Annotated in this window: 20 protein-coding genes; 11 read left to right on the top strand and 9 right to left on the bottom strand. The window is 66.7% G+C overall.

What is annotated here, in order from left to right; all coding sequences use genetic code 11:
• Positions 1-24 precede the first annotated feature (24 nt).
• The 3 genes from JHD77_RS07970 (at position 25) to fabY (ending at position 4348) form a co-directional block, all read left to right on the top strand.
• Entirely contained in the window at positions 25-1035 is a 1011-nt protein-coding gene (locus JHD77_RS07970) for an ornithine carbamoyltransferase (protein WP_003100031.1), read from the top strand.
• Positions 1036-1095: 60 nt separating this feature from the next.
• Entirely contained in the window at positions 1096-2028 is a 933-nt protein-coding gene (gene arcC, locus JHD77_RS07965) for a carbamate kinase (RefSeq protein WP_003100033.1), read from the top strand.
• Between the two features lie 415 nt (positions 2029-2443).
• Positions 2444-4348 carry a beta-ketoacyl-ACP synthase FabY gene (gene fabY, locus JHD77_RS07960; RefSeq protein ID WP_003114068.1) on the top strand — a complete coding sequence of 635 codons (1905 nt, stop codon included), beginning with the start codon at positions 2444-2446 and terminating at the stop codon, positions 4346-4348.
• A gap of 46 nt (positions 4349-4394) precedes the next feature.
• Here fabY and cysQ read toward each other — a convergent pair whose 3' ends face one another.
• Positions 4395-5216, bottom strand: a complete 822-nt coding sequence (gene cysQ / locus JHD77_RS07955; RefSeq protein WP_003100038.1) for a 3'(2'),5'-bisphosphate nucleotidase CysQ — start codon at positions 5214-5216, stop codon at positions 4395-4397.
• Positions 5213-5779, bottom strand: a complete 567-nt coding sequence (gene nudE / locus JHD77_RS07950) for an ADP compounds hydrolase NudE (protein ID WP_003096206.1) — start codon at positions 5777-5779, stop codon at positions 5213-5215. The genes cysQ and nudE overlap by 4 nt, the downstream gene beginning before the upstream one ends.
• 125 nt (positions 5780-5904) lie before the next feature.
• Here nudE and yrfG point away from each other — a divergent pair, with 125 nt between their 5' ends.
• Entirely contained in the window at positions 5905-6570 is a 666-nt protein-coding gene (yrfG, locus tag JHD77_RS07945; RefSeq protein WP_003096208.1) for a GMP/IMP nucleotidase, read from the top strand.
• Positions 6571-6621: 51 nt separating this feature from the next.
• On the opposite strand, the gene lysM is transcribed toward yrfG, so the two are convergent.
• Positions 6622-7059, bottom strand: a complete 438-nt coding sequence (lysM, locus tag JHD77_RS07940) for a peptidoglycan-binding protein LysM (RefSeq protein WP_003096210.1) — start codon at positions 7057-7059, stop codon at positions 6622-6624.
• A gap of 173 nt (positions 7060-7232) precedes the next feature.
• Here lysM and JHD77_RS07935 point away from each other — a divergent pair, with 173 nt between their 5' ends.
• From JHD77_RS07935 to JHD77_RS07915, 5 genes are all read left to right on the top strand, one after another.
• A complete protein-coding gene (locus JHD77_RS07935) occupies positions 7233-8153 on the top strand; it encodes a LysR family transcriptional regulator (RefSeq protein WP_016254016.1) in 921 nt (306 codons plus the stop codon).
• Between the two features lie 58 nt (positions 8154-8211).
• Positions 8212-9051 (top strand): formate dehydrogenase accessory sulfurtransferase FdhD, encoded by an 840-nt coding sequence (fdhD, locus tag JHD77_RS07930; protein ID WP_015649803.1) that lies wholly within the window; start codon positions 8212-8214, stop codon positions 9049-9051.
• Positions 9052-9058: 7 nt separating this feature from the next.
• A complete protein-coding gene (locus JHD77_RS07925) occupies positions 9059-11380 on the top strand; it encodes an FdhF/YdeP family oxidoreductase (RefSeq protein ID WP_015649804.1) in 2322 nt (773 codons plus the stop codon).
• Positions 11381-11689: 309 nt separating this feature from the next.
• Complete coding sequence (locus JHD77_RS07920) at positions 11690-12205, top strand: hypothetical protein (RefSeq protein WP_003100049.1); 516 nt, start codon at positions 11690-11692, stop codon at positions 12203-12205.
• A 98-nt stretch (positions 12206-12303) separates the two neighbouring features.
• A complete protein-coding gene (locus JHD77_RS07915) occupies positions 12304-12711 on the top strand; it encodes a glycine zipper domain-containing protein (RefSeq protein ID WP_003100051.1) in 408 nt (135 codons plus the stop codon).
• 68 nt (positions 12712-12779) lie between these two features.
• Here JHD77_RS07915 and JHD77_RS07910 read toward each other — a convergent pair whose 3' ends face one another.
• A complete protein-coding gene (locus tag JHD77_RS07910) occupies positions 12780-12995 on the bottom strand; it encodes a carbon storage regulator (protein ID WP_003096222.1) in 216 nt (71 codons plus the stop codon).
• Positions 12996-13219: 224 nt separating this feature from the next.
• Between JHD77_RS07910 and JHD77_RS07905 the strand changes: the two genes are divergently transcribed.
• Complete coding sequence (locus tag JHD77_RS07905) at positions 13220-13777, top strand: chorismate mutase (protein ID WP_003118024.1); 558 nt, start codon at positions 13220-13222, stop codon at positions 13775-13777.
• Here JHD77_RS07905 and JHD77_RS07900 read toward each other — a convergent pair.
• Genes JHD77_RS07900 through JHD77_RS07885 form a run of 4 tightly spaced genes read right to left on the bottom strand, consistent with a single transcriptional unit; the run spans position 13759 to position 18442 of the window.
• Entirely contained in the window at positions 13759-14202 is a 444-nt protein-coding gene (locus tag JHD77_RS07900) for an acyl-CoA thioesterase (protein ID WP_016254019.1), read from the bottom strand. The two genes, JHD77_RS07905 and JHD77_RS07900, sit on opposite strands and share 19 nt — an antisense overlap.
• 22 nt (positions 14203-14224) lie before the next feature.
• On the bottom strand, positions 14225-15388 hold the full coding sequence (locus JHD77_RS07895) for an iron-containing alcohol dehydrogenase (protein ID WP_003123674.1): 1164 nt from the start codon (positions 15386-15388) through the stop codon (positions 14225-14227).
• A 26-nt stretch (positions 15389-15414) separates the two neighbouring features.
• Positions 15415-17205: an acyl-CoA dehydrogenase C-terminal domain-containing protein gene (locus JHD77_RS07890; RefSeq protein WP_191519375.1), complete on the bottom strand. Its 1791-nt coding sequence runs from the start codon at positions 17203-17205 to the stop codon at positions 15415-15417.
• A 1-nt stretch (position 17206) separates the two neighbouring features.
• The gene (locus JHD77_RS07885) at positions 17207-18442 is read right to left on the bottom strand and encodes a 3-hydroxyacyl-CoA dehydrogenase (protein ID WP_009877227.1); all 1236 of its coding nucleotides are present in this window, start codon (positions 18440-18442) and stop codon (positions 17207-17209) included.
• A 142-nt stretch (positions 18443-18584) separates the two neighbouring features.
• On the opposite strand from JHD77_RS07885, the gene JHD77_RS07880 reads away from it, so the two are divergent.
• Positions 18585-19493 (top strand): LysR family transcriptional regulator, encoded by a 909-nt coding sequence (locus JHD77_RS07880; RefSeq protein ID WP_003096239.1) that lies wholly within the window; start codon positions 18585-18587, stop codon positions 19491-19493.
• A gap of 14 nt (positions 19494-19507) precedes the next feature.
• On the opposite strand, the gene JHD77_RS07875 is transcribed toward JHD77_RS07880, so the two are convergent.
• The gene (locus tag JHD77_RS07875) at positions 19508-20110 is read right to left on the bottom strand and encodes a nitroreductase family protein (protein WP_003100063.1); all 603 of its coding nucleotides are present in this window, start codon (positions 20108-20110) and stop codon (positions 19508-19510) included.
• Positions 20111-20336: the final 226 nt, after the last annotated feature.

The following is a 20336-nucleotide window of genomic DNA, read 5'->3' as shown; positions in this document are numbered from 1 at the left end:
CGACTTCCCACAAGGAGATCAATCATGGCTTTCAACATGCACAACCGTAACCTGCTCAGCCTGATGCACCACAGCACCCGCGAGCTGCGTTACCTGCTCGACCTGTCCCGCGACCTCAAGCGCGCCAAGTACACCGGCACCGAGCAGCAGCACCTGAAGCGCAAGAACATCGCCCTGATCTTCGAGAAAACCTCCACTCGCACCCGCTGCGCCTTCGAGGTGGCCGCCTACGACCAGGGCGCCAACGTCACCTACATCGACCCGAACTCCTCGCAGATCGGCCACAAGGAGAGCATGAAGGACACCGCGCGGGTTCTCGGCCGGATGTACGACGCCATCGAGTACCGCGGCTTCAAGCAGGAAATCGTCGAAGAACTCGCGAAGTTCGCCGGCGTTCCGGTGTTCAACGGCCTGACCGACGAATACCACCCGACCCAGATGCTCGCCGACGTGCTGACCATGCGCGAGCACAGCGACAAGCCGCTGCACGACATCAGCTACGCCTACCTGGGCGACGCGCGCAACAACATGGGTAACTCCCTGCTGCTGATCGGCGCCAAGCTCGGCATGGACGTACGCATCGCCGCGCCGAAGGCGCTCTGGCCGCACGACGAGTTCGTCGCCCAGTGCAAGAAGTTCGCCGAGGAAAGCGGCGCCAAGCTGACCCTCACCGAGGATCCGAAGGAAGCCGTGAAGGGCGTGGACTTCGTCCACACCGACGTCTGGGTGTCGATGGGCGAGCCGGTGGAAGCCTGGGGCGAGCGGATCAAGGAACTGCTGCCCTACCAGGTCAACATGGAGATCATGAAGGCCACCGGCAACCCGCGGGCCAAGTTCATGCACTGCCTGCCGGCGTTCCACAACAGCGAGACCAAGGTCGGCAAGCAGATCGCCGAGCAGTATCCGAACCTTGCCAACGGCATCGAGGTGACCGAGGACGTCTTCGAGTCGCCCTACAACATCGCCTTCGAGCAGGCCGAGAACCGCATGCATACCATCAAGGCGATCCTCGTCTCGACCCTCGCCGACATCTGACCGCGCTCCTGCGCCCCGGCCCACGCGGCCGGGCGCAGCCGCCTTCCGGAGGTAACCGATATGCGTATCGTCGTCGCATTGGGCGGTAATGCCCTGCTACGCCGTGGCGAACCCATGACCGCGGACAACCAGCGGGAAAACGTGCGGATCGCCGCCGAACAGATCGCCAAGGTGGCGCCCGGCAACGAGCTGGTGATCGCCCACGGCAACGGCCCCCAGGTCGGCCTGCTGGCCCTCCAGGGTGCCGCCTACGACAAGGTCTCGCCCTACCCGCTGGACGTCCTCGGCGCGGAAACCGAGGGCATGATCGGCTACATGATCGAACAGGAAATGGGCAACCTGCTGCCGTTCGAAGTGCCGTTCGCCACCATCCTCACCCAGGTCGAGGTGGACGGTAAGGATCCGGCGTTCCAGAACCCGACCAAGCCGATCGGCCCGGTCTACTCCAGGGAAGAAGCCGAGCGCCTGGCCGCCGAGAAGGGCTGGAGCATCGCCCCGGACGGCGACAAGTTCCGCCGCGTGGTGCCCAGCCCGCGGCCGAAGCGGATCTTCGAGATCCGCCCGGTGAAGTGGCTGCTGGAGAAAGGCACCATCGTCATCTGCGCTGGCGGCGGCGGTATCCCGACCATGTACGACGAGGCCGGGAAGAAGCTCAGCGGCGTCGAGGCGGTGATCGACAAGGACCTCTGCTCCTCGCTGCTGGCCCAGGAGCTGGTGGCCGACATCCTGATCATCGCCACCGACGTCGACGCGGCCTACGTCGACTGGGGCAAGCCGACCCAGAAGGCCATCGCCCAGGCCCACCCGGACGAACTGGAGCGCCTCGGCTTCGCCGCCGGCTCCATGGGTCCGAAGGTCCAGGCCGCCATCGAGTTCGCCCGCGCCACCGGCAAGGACGCGGTGATCGGTTCGCTCGCGGACATCGTCGCGATCACCGAGGGCAAGGCGGGAACACGGGTCAGCACACGCAAGGCGGGCATCGAGTACCGCTGATACACCACCCCCAGGGCCGCTTCGCGGCCCTTCTTCATTCTCCTCTGCCGGCATCGGGCGAAAGGTGGATAGCGCCACGCCTCTGCGCGCGGACTTTCAAGCAAGTCCCGCAACACTCGCCCACGCCCCACCTCTGCCAACAGCCCGGCCATGGGCGTCAATCCCCCCACGGCAGACCGCCAGCACTTGTGGAAAGCCCACGCAACGCGGTATTCAGTAGGAAAATACGTGACTCGATAGTCATGATTCACGTCAGCATAGTCACCCTGATCATTTCAACGGCCACTGGCTCGTGCCCGGGTCCGTGAAGCTCGCCTCGCCGACGGGAAAGGCCGCCATCGCCGCCACGCGCTTCCCGCTCCGGACCAGGCAGCAGCCCGGCACGCGAACGACTATTCGAAGGAGTTTCTGAGTGATGTCTCGACTACCGGTCATTGTTGGTTTCGGTGGCTACAACGCAGCAGGCCGTAGTTCCTTCCACCACGGCTTCCGCCGCATGGTCATCGAATCGATGGACCCGCAGGCGCGCCAGGAAACCCTAGCCGGCCTGGCGGTCATGATGAAACTGGTCAAGGCCGAAGGCGGCCGCTACCTGGCCGAAGACGGCACGCCGCTGTCCCCGGAGGACATCGAGCGGCGCTACGCCGAACGCATCTTCGCCTCTACCCTGGTGCGACGCATCGAACCGCAGTACCTCGACCCGGATGCAGTCCACTGGCACAAGGTCCTCGAGCTGTCCCCTGCCGAAGGCCAGGCGCTGACCTTCAAGGCCTCGCCCAAGCAACTGCCCGAGCCGCTGCCGGCCAACTGGTCGATCGCTCCCGCGGAGGACGGCGAGGTGCTGGTGAGCATCCACGAGCGCTGCGAGTTCAAGGTGGACAGCTACCGTGCGCTGACGGTGAAGTCCGCCGGCCAGTTGCCCACCGGTTTCGAACCGGGCGAGCTGTACAACTCGCGCTTCCACCCGCGCGGCCTGCAGATGTCGGTGGTCGCCGCGACCGACGCGATCCGCTCCACCGGCATCGACTGGAAGACCATCGTCGACAACGTCCAGCCCGACGAGATCGCGGTATTCTCCGGCAGCATCATGAGCCAGCTCGACGACAACGGTTTCGGCGGCCTGATGCAATCCCGCCTGAAGGGCCACCGGGTCTCGGCCAAGCAACTGCCGCTGGGCTTCAACAGCATGCCCACCGATTTCATCAATGCCTACGTGCTCGGCAGCGTCGGCATGACCGGCAGCATCACAGGCGCCTGCGCCACCTTCCTCTACAACCTGCAGAAGGGTATCGACGTCATCACCAGCGGCCAGGCCCGGGTGGTCATCGTCGGCAACAGCGAGGCGCCGATCCTGCCGGAGTGCATCGAGGGCTACAGTGCCATGGGCGCACTGGCCACCGAAGAAGGCCTGCGCCTGATCGAAGGCCGCGACGACGTGGACTTCCGCCGCGCCAGCCGGCCGTTCGGCGAGAACTGCGGCTTCACCCTGGCCGAGTCCAGCCAATACGTAGTGCTGATGGACGACGAACTGGCCCTGCGCCTGGGCGCGGATATCCACGGCGCGGTAACCGACGTGTTCATCAACGCCGACGGTTTCAAGAAGTCCATCTCCGCCCCCGGCCCGGGCAACTACCTGACGGTAGCCAAGGCGGTGGCCAGCGCGGTGCAGATCGTCGGCCTGGACACCGTGCGCCACGCCAGCTTCGTCCACGCCCACGGCTCCAGCACGCCGGCCAACCGGGTCACCGAATCGGAAATCCTCGACCGCGTGGCCAGCGCCTTCGGCATCGACGGCTGGCCGGTCACCGCGGTGAAGGCCTACGTCGGCCACTCCCTGGCCACCGCCAGCGCCGATCAACTGATTTCCGCCCTGGGCACCTTCAAGTACGGCATCCTCCCTGGGATCAAGACCATCGACAAGGTCGCCGACGACGTCCACCAGCAGCGCCTGAGCATCTCCAATCGCGACATGCGCCAGGACAAGCCGCTGGAGGTATGCTTCATCAACTCCAAGGGCTTCGGCGGCAACAACGCCAGCGGCGTGGTGCTGTCGCCGCGAATCGCCGAGAAGATGCTGCGCAAGCGCCATGGCCAAGCGGCCTTCGCCGCCTACGTCGAGAAGCGCGAGCAGACCCGCGCCGCCGCCCGCGCCTACGACCAGCGCGCGCTGCAGGGCGACCTGGAGATCATCTACAACTTCGGCCAGGACCTGATCGACGAACATGCCATCGAGGTCAGCGCCGAACAGGTGACGGTGCCCGGCTTCAGCCAGCCGCTGGTATACAAGAAGGACGCGCGTTTCAGCGACATGCTCGACTGAGCGCCGCCACAACGGAAAAGGCCCGGCTAGACCGGGCCTTTTCGTTTCAGTGCAGCGCGCGCGCCAGTTGGATCAGCTCGCTGCGCCACTCGGCAGCGCGCGGCAGGGCCAGGAAGGAGCCGTTGAGGTAGTCCTCGCGCGGCTCGTAGGTGAATGGCGCGCCATGCAGGTCGAGCACCTCGCCGCCGGCGCCTTCCAGCACACCCTGGGCGGCGGCCGTGTCCCATTGCGAGGTTGGCGTCAGGCGCGGATAGCAGTCGGCAGCGCCCTCGGCCAGCAGGCAGAACTTCAGCGAACTGCCGATGCTGGCTCGCCGCAGGTCGCCGAAGCGCTCACTCAAGCCATCCAGCAGGCGCTCCTGGGCCGGGCTGCCATGGCGCTTGCTGGCCACCACGGTGAAGGCCTCCTCGGGCTCCAGGCGCACACTGATCGGTTGCGCGCGGCCATCGGCCTCCTCGCGCCAGGCACCGAGACCGGCGCCACCGTAGTAGCAGCGGCCGCTCACCGGCACGCCGACCAGGCCGAACAGCACCCGGCCATCCTCGACCAGGGCCACGTTGACGGTGAACTCCTCGCTACCGGAGATGAACTCCTTGGTGCCGTCCAGCGGGTCCACCAGCCACCAGCGCCGCCAGTGGCCGCGCTCGCTCAGCGGTATCTCGCAATCCTCTTCGGAAAGCACCGGAATGTCCGGCGCCAGCGCCCGCAACCCCGCCTCCAATATATGGTGCGCGGCAAGGTCGGCGGCGGTAACCGGCGATTCGTCGGCCTTCGAGCGCACCGCCACGTCGGCGCGCCAGTGCGGCAGGATCGCCTCGCCGGCGCGCCGCACCAGCGCCACCAATTCGCCCCAGGGCACCGGTCTCATGCCTGGTACTCGCCGCGCTGAGTGAGCAGGTCGCGTACCAGGTACAGCGCAGCCAGGGCGCGGCCTTCGCTGAACTGGGCGTGCTGGGCCAGGCTCGACAGTTCGCGCAGGCTGATGCGATCGACGCCCATCGGCTCCGGCTCGTCGCCCGGCAGGCGCTCCTCGTAGAGGTCGCGCGCCAGCACCACCTGGATGCGCTGGCTCATGTAGCCCGGCGACAGCGACAGTTCGGTGATGTGCTCCAGTTGCCGGGCACCGTAGCCCGCTTCCTCCTTGAGCTCGCGGTTGGCCGCCGCGAGGATGTCCTCGCCCGGCTCGACCAGGCCCTTGGGCAGCGACAACTGGTATTCGTCGACCCCGGCGCAATATTCCTCCACCAGCACCGCGTGCTCGGCATCGAGCATGGCCACCACCATCACCGCACCGTAGCCCTGGCCCTTGCCGACCAGACGCTCGTAGGTGCGCTCGACGCCATTGCTGAAGCGCAGTTGCAACTCCTCGACAGCGAACAGTCGGCTCTTCGCGACGATCTCGCTGGCGAGTACGGTGGGTTTCTGACGCATGTGGATAACTCCTTGGCGAAGCCGGCGGGTTATCATACCCCGGCTTTTCCGATTATCCCTGTCGGAGATTGATGGGAAGCGACAGATTTCCGCATCGATCGCGACGAACCGCGACAAGAGCCGCCATGCCCACCCTGCCCTGGTCCGCCATCGACACCGTGCTGCTCGACATGGACGGCACCCTGCTCGACCTGCACTTCGACAACCACTTCTGGCTGGAACACCTGCCCCAGCGCTATGCCGAACGCAACGGCCTGAGTCGCGCCGAAGCCGACGCCGTGCTCGAGCCGCTGTTCCGCGAACACGCCGGCCAGCTCAACTGGTACTGCCTGGATTTCTGGAGCCGGGAACTGGACCTGTCGATCCGCGAACTCAAGCACGAGGTGGCGCACCTGATCTCGCTGCGTCCGCACGCCGATACCTTCCTCGCCGCCCTGCGCCGGGCCGGCAAGCGCGTGGCGCTGATCACCAACGCGCACCGCGACTCGCTGTCGCTGAAGCTGGAACGGATCGAACTGGCGCCCTATTTCGACCGACTGATCAGCTCCCACGACTACGGCTACCCGAAGGAGGACGCGCGCTTCTGGAGCGCCCTGCAAGCCGATTTCGGCTTCGACCCACAGCGCAGCCTGTTCATCGACGACAGCCTGCCGATCCTGCGCAGCGCCCGCGCCTATGGTGTCGCCCACCTGTTGGCGGTACGCCACCCAGACAGCCGTGGCCAGGTCCGGGACACCGAGGAGTTCGCTGCCCAGGAGGACTACCGGCGGCTGCTCGAAGGACTGCCGTAGCCGCGGAAACGAAAACCCCGCCACGCGGGCGGGGTTGGCGAAACGCCGGGATCACTCGGGAATGCGCAGGACCTGGCCGGGGTAGATCTTGTCCGGATGGCTGAGCATCGGCTTGTTGGCCTCGAAGATCTTCATGTAGGCGTTGGCATTGCCGTATTCGGCCTTGGCGATGGCGCTCAGGGTGTCGCCTTTCTTCACGGTGACGAAGCGCGCCTCCGGAGCGGCCTGGGCCACGGTGATCTTGTCTTCCACCGAGGAGACGCCGGCGACGTTGCCCAGCGCCAGCAGGATCTTCTCTTTCTCCTCCTGGCTGGCCACCTCGCCCGAGGCGATGACCTTGTCGCCTTCCACCGAAACCTGGATGTTCGGGTTGCCCAGGCCGACCTTGGCGACGTGCTCCTTCAGCGACTCGGCCGCCTGTGCCTCATGCCCCGTCAGCGTATCCCACAGCTTTTCACCGGCTTCCTTCACGAACGCGAAAATACCCATCTTTGGTTCTCCCTTTACGGTTACGGTTGCAAGCGGCCGGCGCAATCCCGATCCGCGACTAGCCAAGTCTAGACTGCAAAAACCGGCGAAATATCCCTAGCCTCCTTCGCCACCCCATAACACTGCGCCCATTCGCGTTAAGATTCGGCGACACCCCCGCCACGGAAGCGCCGATGGACATCAAGCAACTGAAATTCCTCTGCGCCCTCGACGAAACCCGCCACTTCGGCCAGGCCGCCGCACGCTGCCACGTCACCCAGCCGACCCTGTCCATGCGCCTGCGCAGCCTGGAGGAAGAACTCGGCCTGGAACTGGTGCGACGCAGCCAGCGCTTCGAAGGCTTCACCGAGGCCGGCGAGCGCGTACTGGCCTGGGCACGCAGCCTGCTGGCGGCCCAGGAAGGGCTGTACGCGGAAGCCGCCGCTTGCCGCGGGCAACTGGTCGGGACCCTGCGCCTGGGCGTGGTGCCGCTGGCCAGCTTCGACCCGATGCGCCTGGTCCAGCACATGGCCGGGCGCCACCCGGAGTTGCGTTTCCAGCTCTATTCCCTGAGCTCGGAACAGGTACTCGAAGGCCTGGCGCGCAACCAGTTCGATCTCGGCGTCTCTTATCTGGACCGTCTGGACCGCAGCCATTTCGAGGGCATCGAACTGGCGGAGACCCGCATGGGCCTGCTCCATCACCCCAGCCATTTCCCGCTCGACGCCGCGCTGCTGAACTGGGAAGCGCTGGCTGGCCTGCCGCTAGGCCTGCTCTCGGCGGGCATGCACTTCCGCCAATCCATCGACCACAACTTCCGCAGCCGCGGGTTGAGCCCCATCGCGCGCCTGGAAACCGACTCGGTACAGCAACTGCTGCAGGCGGTGCAGCGTGGCTTGTGCTGCGCGATCATGCCGTTGGGCAGCGAAGTCGACGACGAGTTGCGCCTGGTCCCCATCGAGGACGCCCATACCCTGGCAGCGCTCGGCCTGATCATTCGCAGCGGACAGCCGCGCTCGGCGCTGGCCGAAGCCTGCTTCGAGGAGGCCCGGACCTGGCTGGCGCCCGCCGGCTTGATAGACCCTGTCGATCAGGGTATCGGCACAACCGATTAGACGCCGCTCCGCGACAGGCCTAGGCTGGCTCCACACCTAGAACGATAGGGCCCAGCCCATGCCTTGCCAGCCTGCATGCCCGGTATCCGCCGATACCTGGGCGCCTTCCGCCGTTCCCGACGTTTACCGCTACGCCGACCTGCACCTGCCGCAGCAGATCGGCCAGGCCTCCCTTGCCGCCGAGTGTGCCCTGGCGATCAGTTACAACGGACTGAACCAGGCGGTGATGATGGCCTCGCCCGAGGACATCGAGGATTTCGTCCGCGGCTTCAGCCTCAGCAGTGGCTTCGTACAGGCCATCGACGAAATCTATGAAATCCGCGTCAGCGGCCAGGGCGAATCCCTCCACGCCGAGGTCGAGATCAGCAGCCGCGCATTCTGGAACCTCAAGCGCCAGCGCCGGCAACTGGCCGGCACGTCAGGCTGCGGCCTGTGCGGCGTCGAAGCCCTGGAGCAGGCGCTGCCGCAACTGCCGGAGCGGTCGCCGCAGGCGCTGCCTCCCGCCGTCCATCTCGGCGCCCTGCGCCAGCGTATCGAGCAGGCCCAGCGACTGGCGCGCCATAGCGGCGCCCTGCATGCCGCGCTGTATTTCGACGAGCATGGCGAGCTGCGCCTGTGTCGCGAGGACATCGGCCGCCACAACGCCCTCGACAAGCTGATCGGCGCCCTGCATGGACAGGGACTGGATGCTGCGCAGGGCTTCGCCGTGGTCACCAGCCGCTGCAGCCTGGAGCTTATCCACAAGGCCGTACGCGCCGGGATCGGCACCCTGGTCAGCCTCTCCGCGCCAACCGCCCTGACCGTGCAATGGGCGCGCCGCCACCAGCTGAACCTGATCCACCAGCCCCATCACAGTGCCCCGCGGGTCTACAGCCCGGCGCCGGCCGTAACCGAGTGAGTCCGTCATGAGCCTGCAACCTCTCCAACCCCGCTACAAGCCCTACGCCGGTGCCGCCGCCGGCTGGGGCGCGCTGCGCAGCGTGGCGCACTTCTGGCTGGACAGCAAACAGCCGTTCAAGAACCTCCGCGCCCTGCTCAAGACCAACCAGAACGGCGGTTTCGACTGCCCCGGCTGCGCCTGGGGCGACTCGCCGGAAGACGGCCGGGTGAAGTTCTGCGAGAACGGCGCCAAGGCAGTCAACTGGGAAGCCACCAAGCGCCGCGTCGACACGGCGTTCTTCGCCCGTTACAGCGTCAGCGCCCTGCGCGAACAGAGCGACTACTGGCTGGAATACCAGGGCCGCCTCACCGGACCGATGCGCTACGACCCGCTCAGCGACCACTACCAGCCGATCACCTGGGACGCCGCCTTCGCCCTGGTCGCCGAGCACCTGCGCCGCCTGGATAGCCCCGACCAGGCGGAGTTCTATACCTCCGGGCGGGCCAGCAACGAGGCGGCCTACCTCTACCAGTTGTTCGTCCGCGCGTTCGGCACAAACAACTTCCCCGACTGCTCGAACATGTGCCACGAAGCCAGCGGCGTGGCACTGGGTCGCAGCGTCGGGGTCGGCAAGGGCAGCGTGACCTTCGACGACTTCGAACACGCCGACGCGATCTTCATCCTTGGGCAGAACCCCGGCACCAACCACCCGCGCATGCTCGAGCCGCTGCGCGAGGCAGTGAAGCGCGGTGCCCAGGTGGTCTGCTTCAACCCTCTCAAGGAGCGCGGCCTGGAGCGCTTCCAGCATCCGCAGAACGCGCTGGAAATGCTGACCAACGGGTCCTCGCCGCTGAACACCGCGTTCTTCCGTCCGGCACTGGGCGGCGACATGGCGGCGATCCGCGGGATCGCCAAGTTCCTCCTCGCCTGGGAGCGCGAAGCCCAGGCCGAGGGTAGCGAGCCGGTATTCGACCACGCCTTCATCGCCGAGCACACCGACGGCCTCGAGGCCTACCTGGCCGAACTGGATGCCACCCCCTGGGAACACCTGGAGCGCCAGTCCGGGCTGAGCCTGGCGGAAATCGAACAGGCTGCGCGGATGTACCGGCGGGCGAACAGGGTCATCGTCTGCTGGGCGATGGGCATCACCCAACACCATCATTCGGTGGCGATCATCCAGGAAATCGTCAACCTGCAACTCCTGCGCGGCAACCTGGGCCGCCCGGGCGCCGGTCTCTGCCCGGTCCGCGGCCACAGCAACGTGCAGGGCGACCGCACCATGGGCATCAACGAGCGGCCGCCGGCGGCGCTGCTCGACGCACTGGAACGGCGCTTCGGCTTCGAAGTGCCACGCCACAACGGGCACAACGCCGTCGAGGCGATCGCCGCGATGCTCGCCGGCAAGTCGAAGGTCTTCATCGGCCTGGGCGGCAATTTCGCCCAGGCCACCCCGGACAGTCCGCGCACCCACGCCGCCCTGGCGTCATGCGACCTGACCGTGCACATCAGCACCAAGCTCAACCGCAGCCACCTGACCACCGGCCGCGACGCACTGATCCTGCCCTGCCTGGGGCGCACCGACATCGACCGCCAGGCCGAAGGCCCGCAGGCGGTCACGGTGGAAGACTCGTTCAGCATGATCCACGCATCCTACGGGCAACTGGAGCCGCTCTCGCAGCAGATGCGTTCGGAGCCGGCGATCATCGCCGGCATCGCCAAGGCAACCCTGGGCAACCATCCGGTGGACTGGGACGCGCTGATCGCCAACTACGAGCGCATCCGCGAGCTGATCGCCGACACCATCCCCGGTTTCGCCGACTTCAACCGCCGCGTCCGCCATCCCGGTGGCTTCTACCTCGGCAACTCCGCCGGCGAACGACGCTGGAACACCGCCAGCGGCAAGGCCAACTTCGTCGCCAACCCGCTGCCCCGCGACCTGTTGCCGGCACAGGTGCGCGACAGCGGCCTCGAACCCGACCTGATCCTGCAGACCCTGCGCTCCCATGACCAGTACAACACCACCATCTACGGCCTGGACGATCGCTATCGCGGAGTGAAGGGTCAGCGCGAAGTGGTATTCGCCAACGAGGCGGATATCCGCCGCCTGGGCTACCAGCCGGGCGACAAGGTCGACCTGGTCTCGCTGTGGAGCGATGGCATCGAACGCCGGGTACGCCGCTTCACCCTGCTCGCCTTCGACATCCCGGCCGGCCAGGCAGCCGCCTACTACCCGGAAACCAATCCCCTGGTGCCGCTGGAGAGCGTCGGCGTCGGCAGCCATACGCCGACTTCGAAGTTCATCGCGGTACGCCTGGAAAAGGCCACGGGCGACGGGCGCATTATCTGAAGCCCATGAAAAACGCCGCCTCCTGCAACAGGAGGCGGCGTCTTAAGGAAAAAGTCGATGAAAGGCCTTGAAGGCAGGCCGCTCGTCGGCGTTAGAATGGCCAGCATCCCGCCAGCAAAAATACCGATTTCGACCCTGAAATCGCGCTTCACATTCGGTCTACGACCGCCTCTACTTAAGAAAGTTCCCCATACAAAACAAGTACTTGGAATATTTCGAATTTGCTCTACCAATCGTCGGCTGGCGCTTGTCAGCGGTTTGGGCCAACCCCAGCATCGCAGCCGTCATCCCCACAGAGAGAAACTCTCTATGAAGTATTCCTCGATACTCCTGTTGTCCCTGAGTCTGGTCGGTAGTACCGCCTTCGCAGGCGACGACACCCGCGCGGCCATCGGCGGCGCCTTGGGCGGGGTGTTGGGTTCGGTCGTCGGCGATGCGGTCGGCGGCAGCACTGGCGCCGCGATCGGTAGTGGCATCGGTGGCGCTGCGGGCGGTGCAGTCGGCGCCGGACGCGGCAACAAGACCGAAGCCGCGATCGGCGGCGGCCTCGGTGCCGCAGGCGGCAACGTCATCGGCCGGCAGATCGGTGGCAGCACCGGTGGCCTGATCGGCGCGGCCCTCGGCGGCGCCGGCGGCGGCGCGCTGGGCAACCATTATGGCGACGGCAACCGCCGCTACGACGACGATGACGACTACCGCGACCGTCGCTACTACCGCCGCGCCGGCTATCGCGATGGCTATTACCGGCATGACAACGGCCATCACTATGGCCAGTACAAGAAGTGGAAGCGCCACAAGCATCATCGTCGCTACTACGACGACTGAACCCGCCGCTCCCTACGACGCAAAGGCCGGGCCGGATGGTCCGGCCTTTGTGCGAACGACCGTATTTCCCTCCCGATTGAAACGATGAGGCACGCACGATGCGTAAATCTCTCCTGGTAATCGCGTTCGGCCTGCTGAGCGCACAAGCCGCGCTCGCCGGCGATTCCACCAAGACCGCGGTGGGCGGCGGCGTAGGCGGTGCCCTGGGCAACGTCGTGGGCGGCGCCATCGGCGGTAGCACCGGTGCCGCCATAGGCGCCGGCCTGGGTGGCGCGGCCGGCGGCGCGATGACCGCCAAGGACGGGCGCAAGACCGAAGCCGCCCTGGGTGGCGGGCTAGGCGCGGCCGGCGGTTCGGTGATCGGCAACAAGCTGGGCGGCAGCACCGGCGCGACCATAGGTGCAGGCCTCGGCGGCGCAGCGGGTGGCGCGGTCGGTAACAACCTGGGCAAGGACAACGACAGCGGTCACCGCGGCAAGAAACACCGCAAGCACAAGCATCGTTGATCGGCATGCTTGCCGAAGCTGATGTGTAAAAGCCCCGCGAACGCGGGGCTTTTACTTTCTACCGTTCGTCAGCCTTTCGGTGCCGTTTTCAACTCGTCGCGAACGATCAGGACGCCACGCGGCGCCTCGATCCCGACCCGGGCCTGGTTGCCGATGATATCGGTGACCAGGATCCGGATGCCGCCTTCGCGCAATTGCCGAATCAGTTCCTCCGCCGGGTAGTCGGCCTTGAGGGACAGGGTGATGCCTTCGCCTTCTCGGCGGGAGAGTATCAGGAAACCCATGTTCCGCGTCCTTGCCAGTCATAGCAGGGGCAAACCGGCCCCTTTGGTGAATGAAATGGTGTGGAGGGATGGTCACAGAACATTGCTCCAGCGTCGAGACTGCAAACGTTCAATCAGAAATGTCCCATCCAGCGCTTCCTGTTCGCCTCACGCCATGTCATGGATTGTCGCACCGGGCTCGCTTTGCTAGCGTGCCGGACATCAATTCCATCCGAGATTTCCAGATGCGCCCGTCGTTCGCCAGTTGGGGCCTGCTTGCCCTCCTGCTCCTGCAAGGCCCGTTGCTCCAGGCCCAGCCGCTGTCACCGGCTCTCCAGCAACTGTTGAGCCTGAGCAGCCAGCGTTTGCAACTAGCCGATCAGGTAGCCCAGAGCAAGGCCCAGTCGGGCAAGGCGGTACAGGACAGCCCGCGGGAAGAACAACAGTTGCAGATGCTCGCCGGACAAGCCGGGAGCCACGGGGTCGGCGCCGAGCAGGTGCGCCTGCTGTTCGCCGCGCAGATCGAGGCGAACAAGCTGGTCCAGTACCGCCTGCTCAGCCGGCCGCTACCGGACGCTGGCCAGGCGGTCGACCTGGAGCGCATCCGCAGCCGCCTCAATCAGCTCAACCTGGAGCTGCTGCGCGGCTACGCCCCGGCGCTCGCCGAACTGCGCGTCGACGACTGCCGGCCGAGGCTCAACCAGGCGCTGCAACGGCAGGTACGCGACGATCGCCTGGACGAGCTGCACGCCATCGCCCTGTCACGGGCGGCGGGCGATCTCTGTCACTGGGCCGCGCTCTGAAGCGCGGCCAGCGCATCGCGTAGTTCCTGCGGAATGGCCACCGGGCGGCTGCTTCGGCGCTCCACGAAGACATGCACGAAACGCCCGGCCGCGCAGGCCTCCCGCTGCCCTTCGAGGAACAAGGCCAGTTCGTACTGCACCGAGCTGTTGCCCAGGCGCGCCACCCGCAGGCCCATCTCGATCCGCTGGGGGAAGGCCACCGGCGCGAAATAGTCGCAGCTGGAACTGACCACCAGGCCGATCACTTCGCCGCCCTGGATATCCAGGCCGCCGCGCTCGATCAGGTAGGTATTCACCGCCGTGTCGAAGAACGCATAGTAGGTCACGTTGTTCACGTGTCCGTAGATGTCGTTGTCGTGCCAGCGCGTGGTGATCGGCTGGAAATGAAGGTACTGCTCGCGCAGCGGTCGCAGGGCGGTCGCCATGCCCGGTCCTCGTAGAAGGGATTCAGTATGCCGCGCGATAGATCGCCAGGGCATCCGCCTCGCCGACCTCGCGCGGGTTGTTGACCAGCAGACGCTGCTGGAGCATCGCGTCGGCGGCCAGGCGCGGCAGCATCGCCTCGTCCACCCCGGCGTCGCGCAAGCGGCTCGGCAGGCCGTTGCGCGGACTGAGCTGGGCCAGTTCGTCGATCAGCTGCACGGTAAGCGCGTCGCGATCGCCCGGACGCAAGCGGTCGCCCAGCAGCAGCGGCGCCAGCTCGGCATAGAGTCCAGCGGCAGCGGGAGCGTTGAAACGGATCACCTCCGGTAGCACCAGCGCATTGCTCAGGCCGTGGGGAATGTGGAAATGCCCTCCCAGCGGATAGGCCAGGGCATGCACCGCCGCCACCGGCGCATTGGCGAAGGCCTGCCCGGCCAGGCAGGCGCCCAGCAGCATGGCCTGGCGCGCCTCGCGGTCGCCGCCGTCGCCTACCGCGCGTTCCAGGTTGGCCGCCAGCAGGCGCAACGCCTCCCGCGCCAGCAGGTCGGACAGCGGGTTCTTCTTCAGTTTGCTGGTATAGCTCTCGATCGCATGCACCATCGCGTCGATACCGGTCGCCGCGGTGACCGCCGGCGGCAAGCCGAGGGTCAGGTCGGCGTCGAGCAGCGCCAGGTCGGGCAGCAAGTGGGGCGAGACCACGCCCATCTTGGTGGTCTCGCCGGTGGTGACGATGGCGATCGGCGTCACCTCGGAGCCGGTCCCGGCGGTGGTCGGCACCTGGATCAGCGGCAGGCGCGGCCCGCGTGCGTTGCCGACCCCGAAGACCTCGCCGAGCCCCTGCCCTGCTTCTGGGTGGGCGAGCAGCGCGACCAGCTTGGCTACGTCCATGGAGCTGCCGCCGCCGAAACCGACCACCAGCTCGGCAGCCATGCCCCGCGCCCGCCCGAGCGCGGCCTCGACCACCGCCTCGGGCGGATCGGCGAGCACCTGGTCGTACACCTCGACGGCCAGGCCCAGGCGCGGGAAGCCGGGCAGGATCGCATCCAGCAAGCCGAGCCGGGTGATCCCCGGGTCGGTCACGATCAACACGCGGCGCGCCCTTCGCTCGCGGCAGAGTTCCGCCAGGCGGATGGCGGAGCCGGCCTCGCAGAGGATCTGCGCGGTAGTGGCGAAACTGAAAGCTTGCATATCGGTCTCCTTGGGCGAGACGCCCGTCAGAACGAGAAATGCTCCTCGGGCAGGGCCATCAGGCAGTCGGCGCCACCGAGCAAGGCTTCGCGGTGCATGCTCGCCCGCGGCAGGATGCGCCGCAGGTAGAAATCGGCGCTGCGCAGCTTGGCCCGATAGAAATCGCCCTCGCCGGAGCCGCCGTCCAGCGCTTCCTGGGCTCGTGCCGCGGCTTGCAACCAGAGGGCCGCGAGCAATACGTAGGCGCTGTACTGGAGGAAGTCCACCGAAGTGGCGCCGATCTCCTGGGGATCGCGGGCGCAGGCCTCGAGTACCTGGCCGGTGAGCTGCCGCCACTCCTCCAGGCGTTGCAGCACCGGCTCAGCCAGTGGCGCCAGCGCAGCACGCCCTTGCAGCGCCTCGCTGGCCACCGCCAGTTCGCCTTGCAGCGCCAGCAGTTCGCCGCCCTGGTCGCCGAGCAGCTTGCGGCGGACCAGATCGAGCGCCTGGATGCCATTGGTGCCTTCGTATATCTGGGTGATGCGACTGTCGCGCATCAACTGCTCCATGCCCCATTCGCGGATGAAACCGTGACCGCCATAGACCTGTACGCCGAGGCTGGCGACTTCCTGGCCGACATCGGTAAGGAAGGCCTTGACGATGGGGATCAGCAGCGCTGCACGGCGCGTCGCCGCGCGCCGGCCGTCGGCATCCGGATGGCCGTGTTCCAGGTCGAGCTGGCGTGCGCAGCAGGCCGCCAGCATGCGGCAGCCTTCGACCAGGGTATTCTGGGTCAGCAGCATGCGCCGCACGTCGGGGTGCACGATGATCGGGTCGGCGACCTTGTCCGGTGCCTGCGGGCCGACCAGGGCGCGCGACTGCAGGCGTTCGCGGGCGTAGCCGAGGGCGCCCTGGAAGGCCCGTTCGGCGATACCCAGGCCCTGCAGGCCGACCTGGAAGCGCGCGTCGTTCATCATCGTGAACATGCAGGCCAGGCCCTGGTTCGCCTGGCCCAGCAGCCAGCCCCTGGCGCCGTCGAAGTTCATCACGCAGGTGGAGGCGCCCTTGATCCCCATCTTGTGCTCGATGGCGCCGCACCCTAGGCTGTTGCGCTCGCCCAGGGAGCCATCGGGATTGGCGACGAACTTCGGCACCAGGAACAGACTGATGCCCTTCACCCCGGCCGGCGCGTCCGCCAGGCGCGCCAGCACCAGGTGGACGATGTTCTCGGTGAGGTCCTGCTCGCCACCGCTGATGAAGATCTTGCTGCCGCTGATCGCGTAGCTGCCGTCGGCCTGCGCCTCGGCGCGGGTGCGCAGGAGGGCGAGGTCGGTGCCGGCCTGGGGTTCGGTCAGGCACATGGTGCCGGCCCATTCGCCGCTCACCAGCTTGCCCAGGTAGTCGCGCCGCAACGCCTCGTCGCCATGCTTGTACAGGGCCAGCACGGCGCCCTCGGTCAGCCCCGAATAGACGCGGAAGGACAGGCTGGCGGCCATCAGCATCTCGTGGAAGCACGCGGAGACCATCTGCGGGAAGCCCTGGCCGCCGTACTCGGTGGGTCCGGTCATGCTCGCCCAGCCGTTCTCGCTGTACTGCCGGTAGGCTTCGCGAAAGCCGGTGGGGGTGGTCACCACGCCGTCCTTCAGCTTCGCGCCTTCCTCGTCGCTGTTGCGATTGAGCGGCGCCACCACCTGGCCGGTGTAGCGCGCGCCTTCCTCGAGCACGCCGTCGATCAGTTCGCGATCGATGCCGTTGCCCAGCAGTTCGCAATGCGCGCCGACATCGAACAGTTCATGGAGAACGAAGCGCATGTCGCGCAAGGGGGCCTGGTAATCCATCTCAGCGCACCTCCTGCAGGTCGGCGAAGGCTCCGCCCTCGGCGGCCAGGCGCTCGACCAGGGACGCCGGCTTCCAGCGCGCGCCGTGGCGCTGTTCGAGGAAACGCAAGCGTTGCAGCAGCTCGGCCGCGCCGAGGCGATCGGCCCAGGCCATGGGACCGCCCTCCGCGGCGGGGAAGCCGTAGCCGTTCAGGTAGACAGTGTCGATGTCGGCACTACGGGCGGCGATACCCTCGTCGAGGATCTTCGCGCCCTCGTTGACCAGCGCCAGCAGGCAACGCTCGAGGATTTCCTCGTCGGCGAAATCGCGCCGCGGGTAGCCCAGCGTCTCGGCAACCCGGAGCACCAGGGCATCCACCTCGGTATCGTGCTCCGCCTGGCGGCTGCCCGGCGCGTAGCGGTAGTAGCCGGCACCGCTCTTCTGGCCGAAGCGGCCCATCTCGCAAAGGCGGTTGTCCACCTGCACGGCCGGCTGGTCCTGGCCGACCCCGGCCAACTCGCGGGCGCGCCACTCCAGGTCGATACCGACCACGTCGTACATGCGGAACGGCCCCATGGCGAAACCGAACGCCTGGAGAGCCCGGTCCACCTGGTACGGCAGGGCGCCTTCCAGCAGCATCAGGCGGGCCTCGGTGGCGTAGGGTTCGAGCATGCGGTTGCCGATGAAGCCGTGGCAGTTGCCGGCCACCACGCTGACCTTGCCCATCCGCTCGCCCAGCGCCAGGGCCGCCTCCAGCACCGCCGGCGCGGTCTGCGCGCCGCGCACGATCTCCAGCAGCCGCATGATGTGCGCCGGGCTGAAGAAGTGCAGGCCGAGCACCTGACGCGGACGCGCGGTGACCGCGGCGATGGCGTCGATGTCCAGGTAGGAGGTATTGCTGGCCAGCACCGCGGAGGGCTTCAGCGCCGCGTCCAGCTCGCGGAAGATCGATTGCTTGAGTTCCAGGTTCTCGTAGACCGCCTCGATCACCAGGTCCGCCTCGCGCATCGCGGCGAGGTGCTGGACCGGCGTGATGCGGGCGCGGCGCGCGGCCGCTTCCTCTTCGCCGATGCGCCCCTGGCGCACGTTGTGCGCGTAGGTGTCGGCCACGGCGCCGAGCGCCTGGTTGAGCATCTGCGGGTTGCTGTCCAGCCACTGCACGTCGAGACCGGCGTTGGCCAGGCACATGACGATACCGCGACCCATGGTGCCGGCGCCGATCACCGCGGCCTGGCGGAAGGAAAAGTTCTGGCTCATGGTCTTGTCCTCGTTGTAGCGAGCGCAGGAGGAACGGTGGACGAAACCTGGGGCAGTCCGACCGCACAAAAAGCGACCACTACCTTAGGGGAAGGTCGTACTATTTTTGAAATTTAGTCTTGTGATAGCTGGAATTCAGGCAGTGAATATCCAAACCTTCGACCTCAACCTGCTACGCGTCCTTGACGCGCTGCTGCGCGAACGCAACGTCTCGCGCGCGGCGGAGCGCCTGGCGCTGAGCCAGCCGGCAGTGAGCAATGCGCTGAACCGCCTGCGCGAGCTGCTCGACGACCCGCTGCTGGTCCGCGCCGGTCGTGCGATGCAGCCGACGCCCCGGGCGCTGGCGCTGGAAGCGCCGATCCGCGCGGCGCTGCGGCAGATCGAACAGAGCCTGGGCGACGGCGAGGGCTTCGATCCGGGGCGCAGCCGGCAGCGCTTCACCGTAGCGGTGACCGACTACGTCGAACTGATCTGCATGCCCGCCCTGATGCGCCGCCTGAGTGAGCGGGCGCCGGGAATCTCCATCGCCATCCAGCACCTGACCCCGACCTTGCCGGCCGAGGCGCTGGACAAAGGCGAACTGGACCTGGTGCTAGGCCGCTTCGAAAACGTCCCGGCGCGCTTCCAGCGCCGCCATTGGGCCAGCGAGACCCTGCAACTGGTCGCCCGGCGTCAGCACCCGCTGCTGGCGCAGGCTCCCGACCTGGCCACCTTCCTGGAGCTGCAGCACCTGTGGGTGCACGGCGGGCAGACCAAGGGGATGGTCGACCAGTGGCTGGGCAGCCAGGGGCTCAAGCGGCAAGTGGCCTACACCACGCCGAACTACCTGCAGGCAGCGCACATCGCCGCGTACAGCGACCTGGTCGGCGTCCTGCCGCGACAACTGGCGCACTACTTCGAACGATTGCTGCCCCTGCAATCGTTCGACCTGCCGTTCGACCTCGGCCCGTTCCACCTGGAACTGGTGTTTCTGGCCCAGCGCGAACGCGACATCGCCCTGCAATGGCTGGTCGAACAGATCCGCCAGGTCGGGGCCGCCGGACCGGACTAGGGGAATCCGGGCAGTCAGAAGCGGTCGCGAATGACCAGTTCTTCCCGCGGCAGCTTGCCGCTGCGCGGCCAGGGTTCAACGGCCTTTTTCCCGACCGCGACCATCAGGCCGATCACATGGTTGTCCGGCAGGTTGATCAGCCGGGCCACGGCATCGAAGTCGAAACCATCCATCGGACACGAATCCAGGCCCTGGCCGCGGGCGACCAGCATCAGGGTCTGCGCCAGCAGGCCGCAGCTGCGCATGGCTTCGTCGCGCTGTACCTGGGGCTTGCCGCGGTAGTAGGTGTCGATGGCGCCTGCCATGAACGCCTGTACCGCCTCGGGAGCACCGTCCCAGACCCGCTGCGCGTTGCGCTCCCAACTGTCGAGCTGGGCGCACACCACCACCAGCATCGCCGCGTCGGTGACCTGAGCCTGGTCCCAGGCCACTTCACGCAACTGCACGCGCAATTGCGGATCGCTGACCTCGACCAGCCGCACGTGTTGCAGGTTGAAGGCGGAAGGCGCATGCAGCGCCAGGTCCAGGAGATGGTCCTTCTCTTCGCGAGTCAGGCTGAAGGATGAGTCGTAGCCCTTGATGGCACGGCGACTACGAACGGCGTCTTCGATATGCATGGGGGAAATCCACTGCGAGGGAAAAAAGGGGCGCCCACTCTAGGGCATTGGCGAGAAGATAAACCAGACTTCAATAAATCCGACGCAGCCCCACAGCAGCTACTTACAGAATTAGGACTAGGACTATTCCTAGGAAGGAATTTTCCTAAGGAATTGTCCTATATTCCACTCCAATGCCAGCGCCTGGGAGAGGGCCCCTCCCGGGACGCACGAACGCAGAAAAATA

Origin of the sequence: Pseudomonas sp. P20 (assembly GCF_016463925.1) — a bacterium.
Lineage (GTDB): Bacteria > Pseudomonadota > Gammaproteobacteria > Pseudomonadales > Pseudomonadaceae > Pseudomonas > Pseudomonas aeruginosa.
This window is presented reverse-complemented; position numbering and strand designations above follow the sequence as displayed.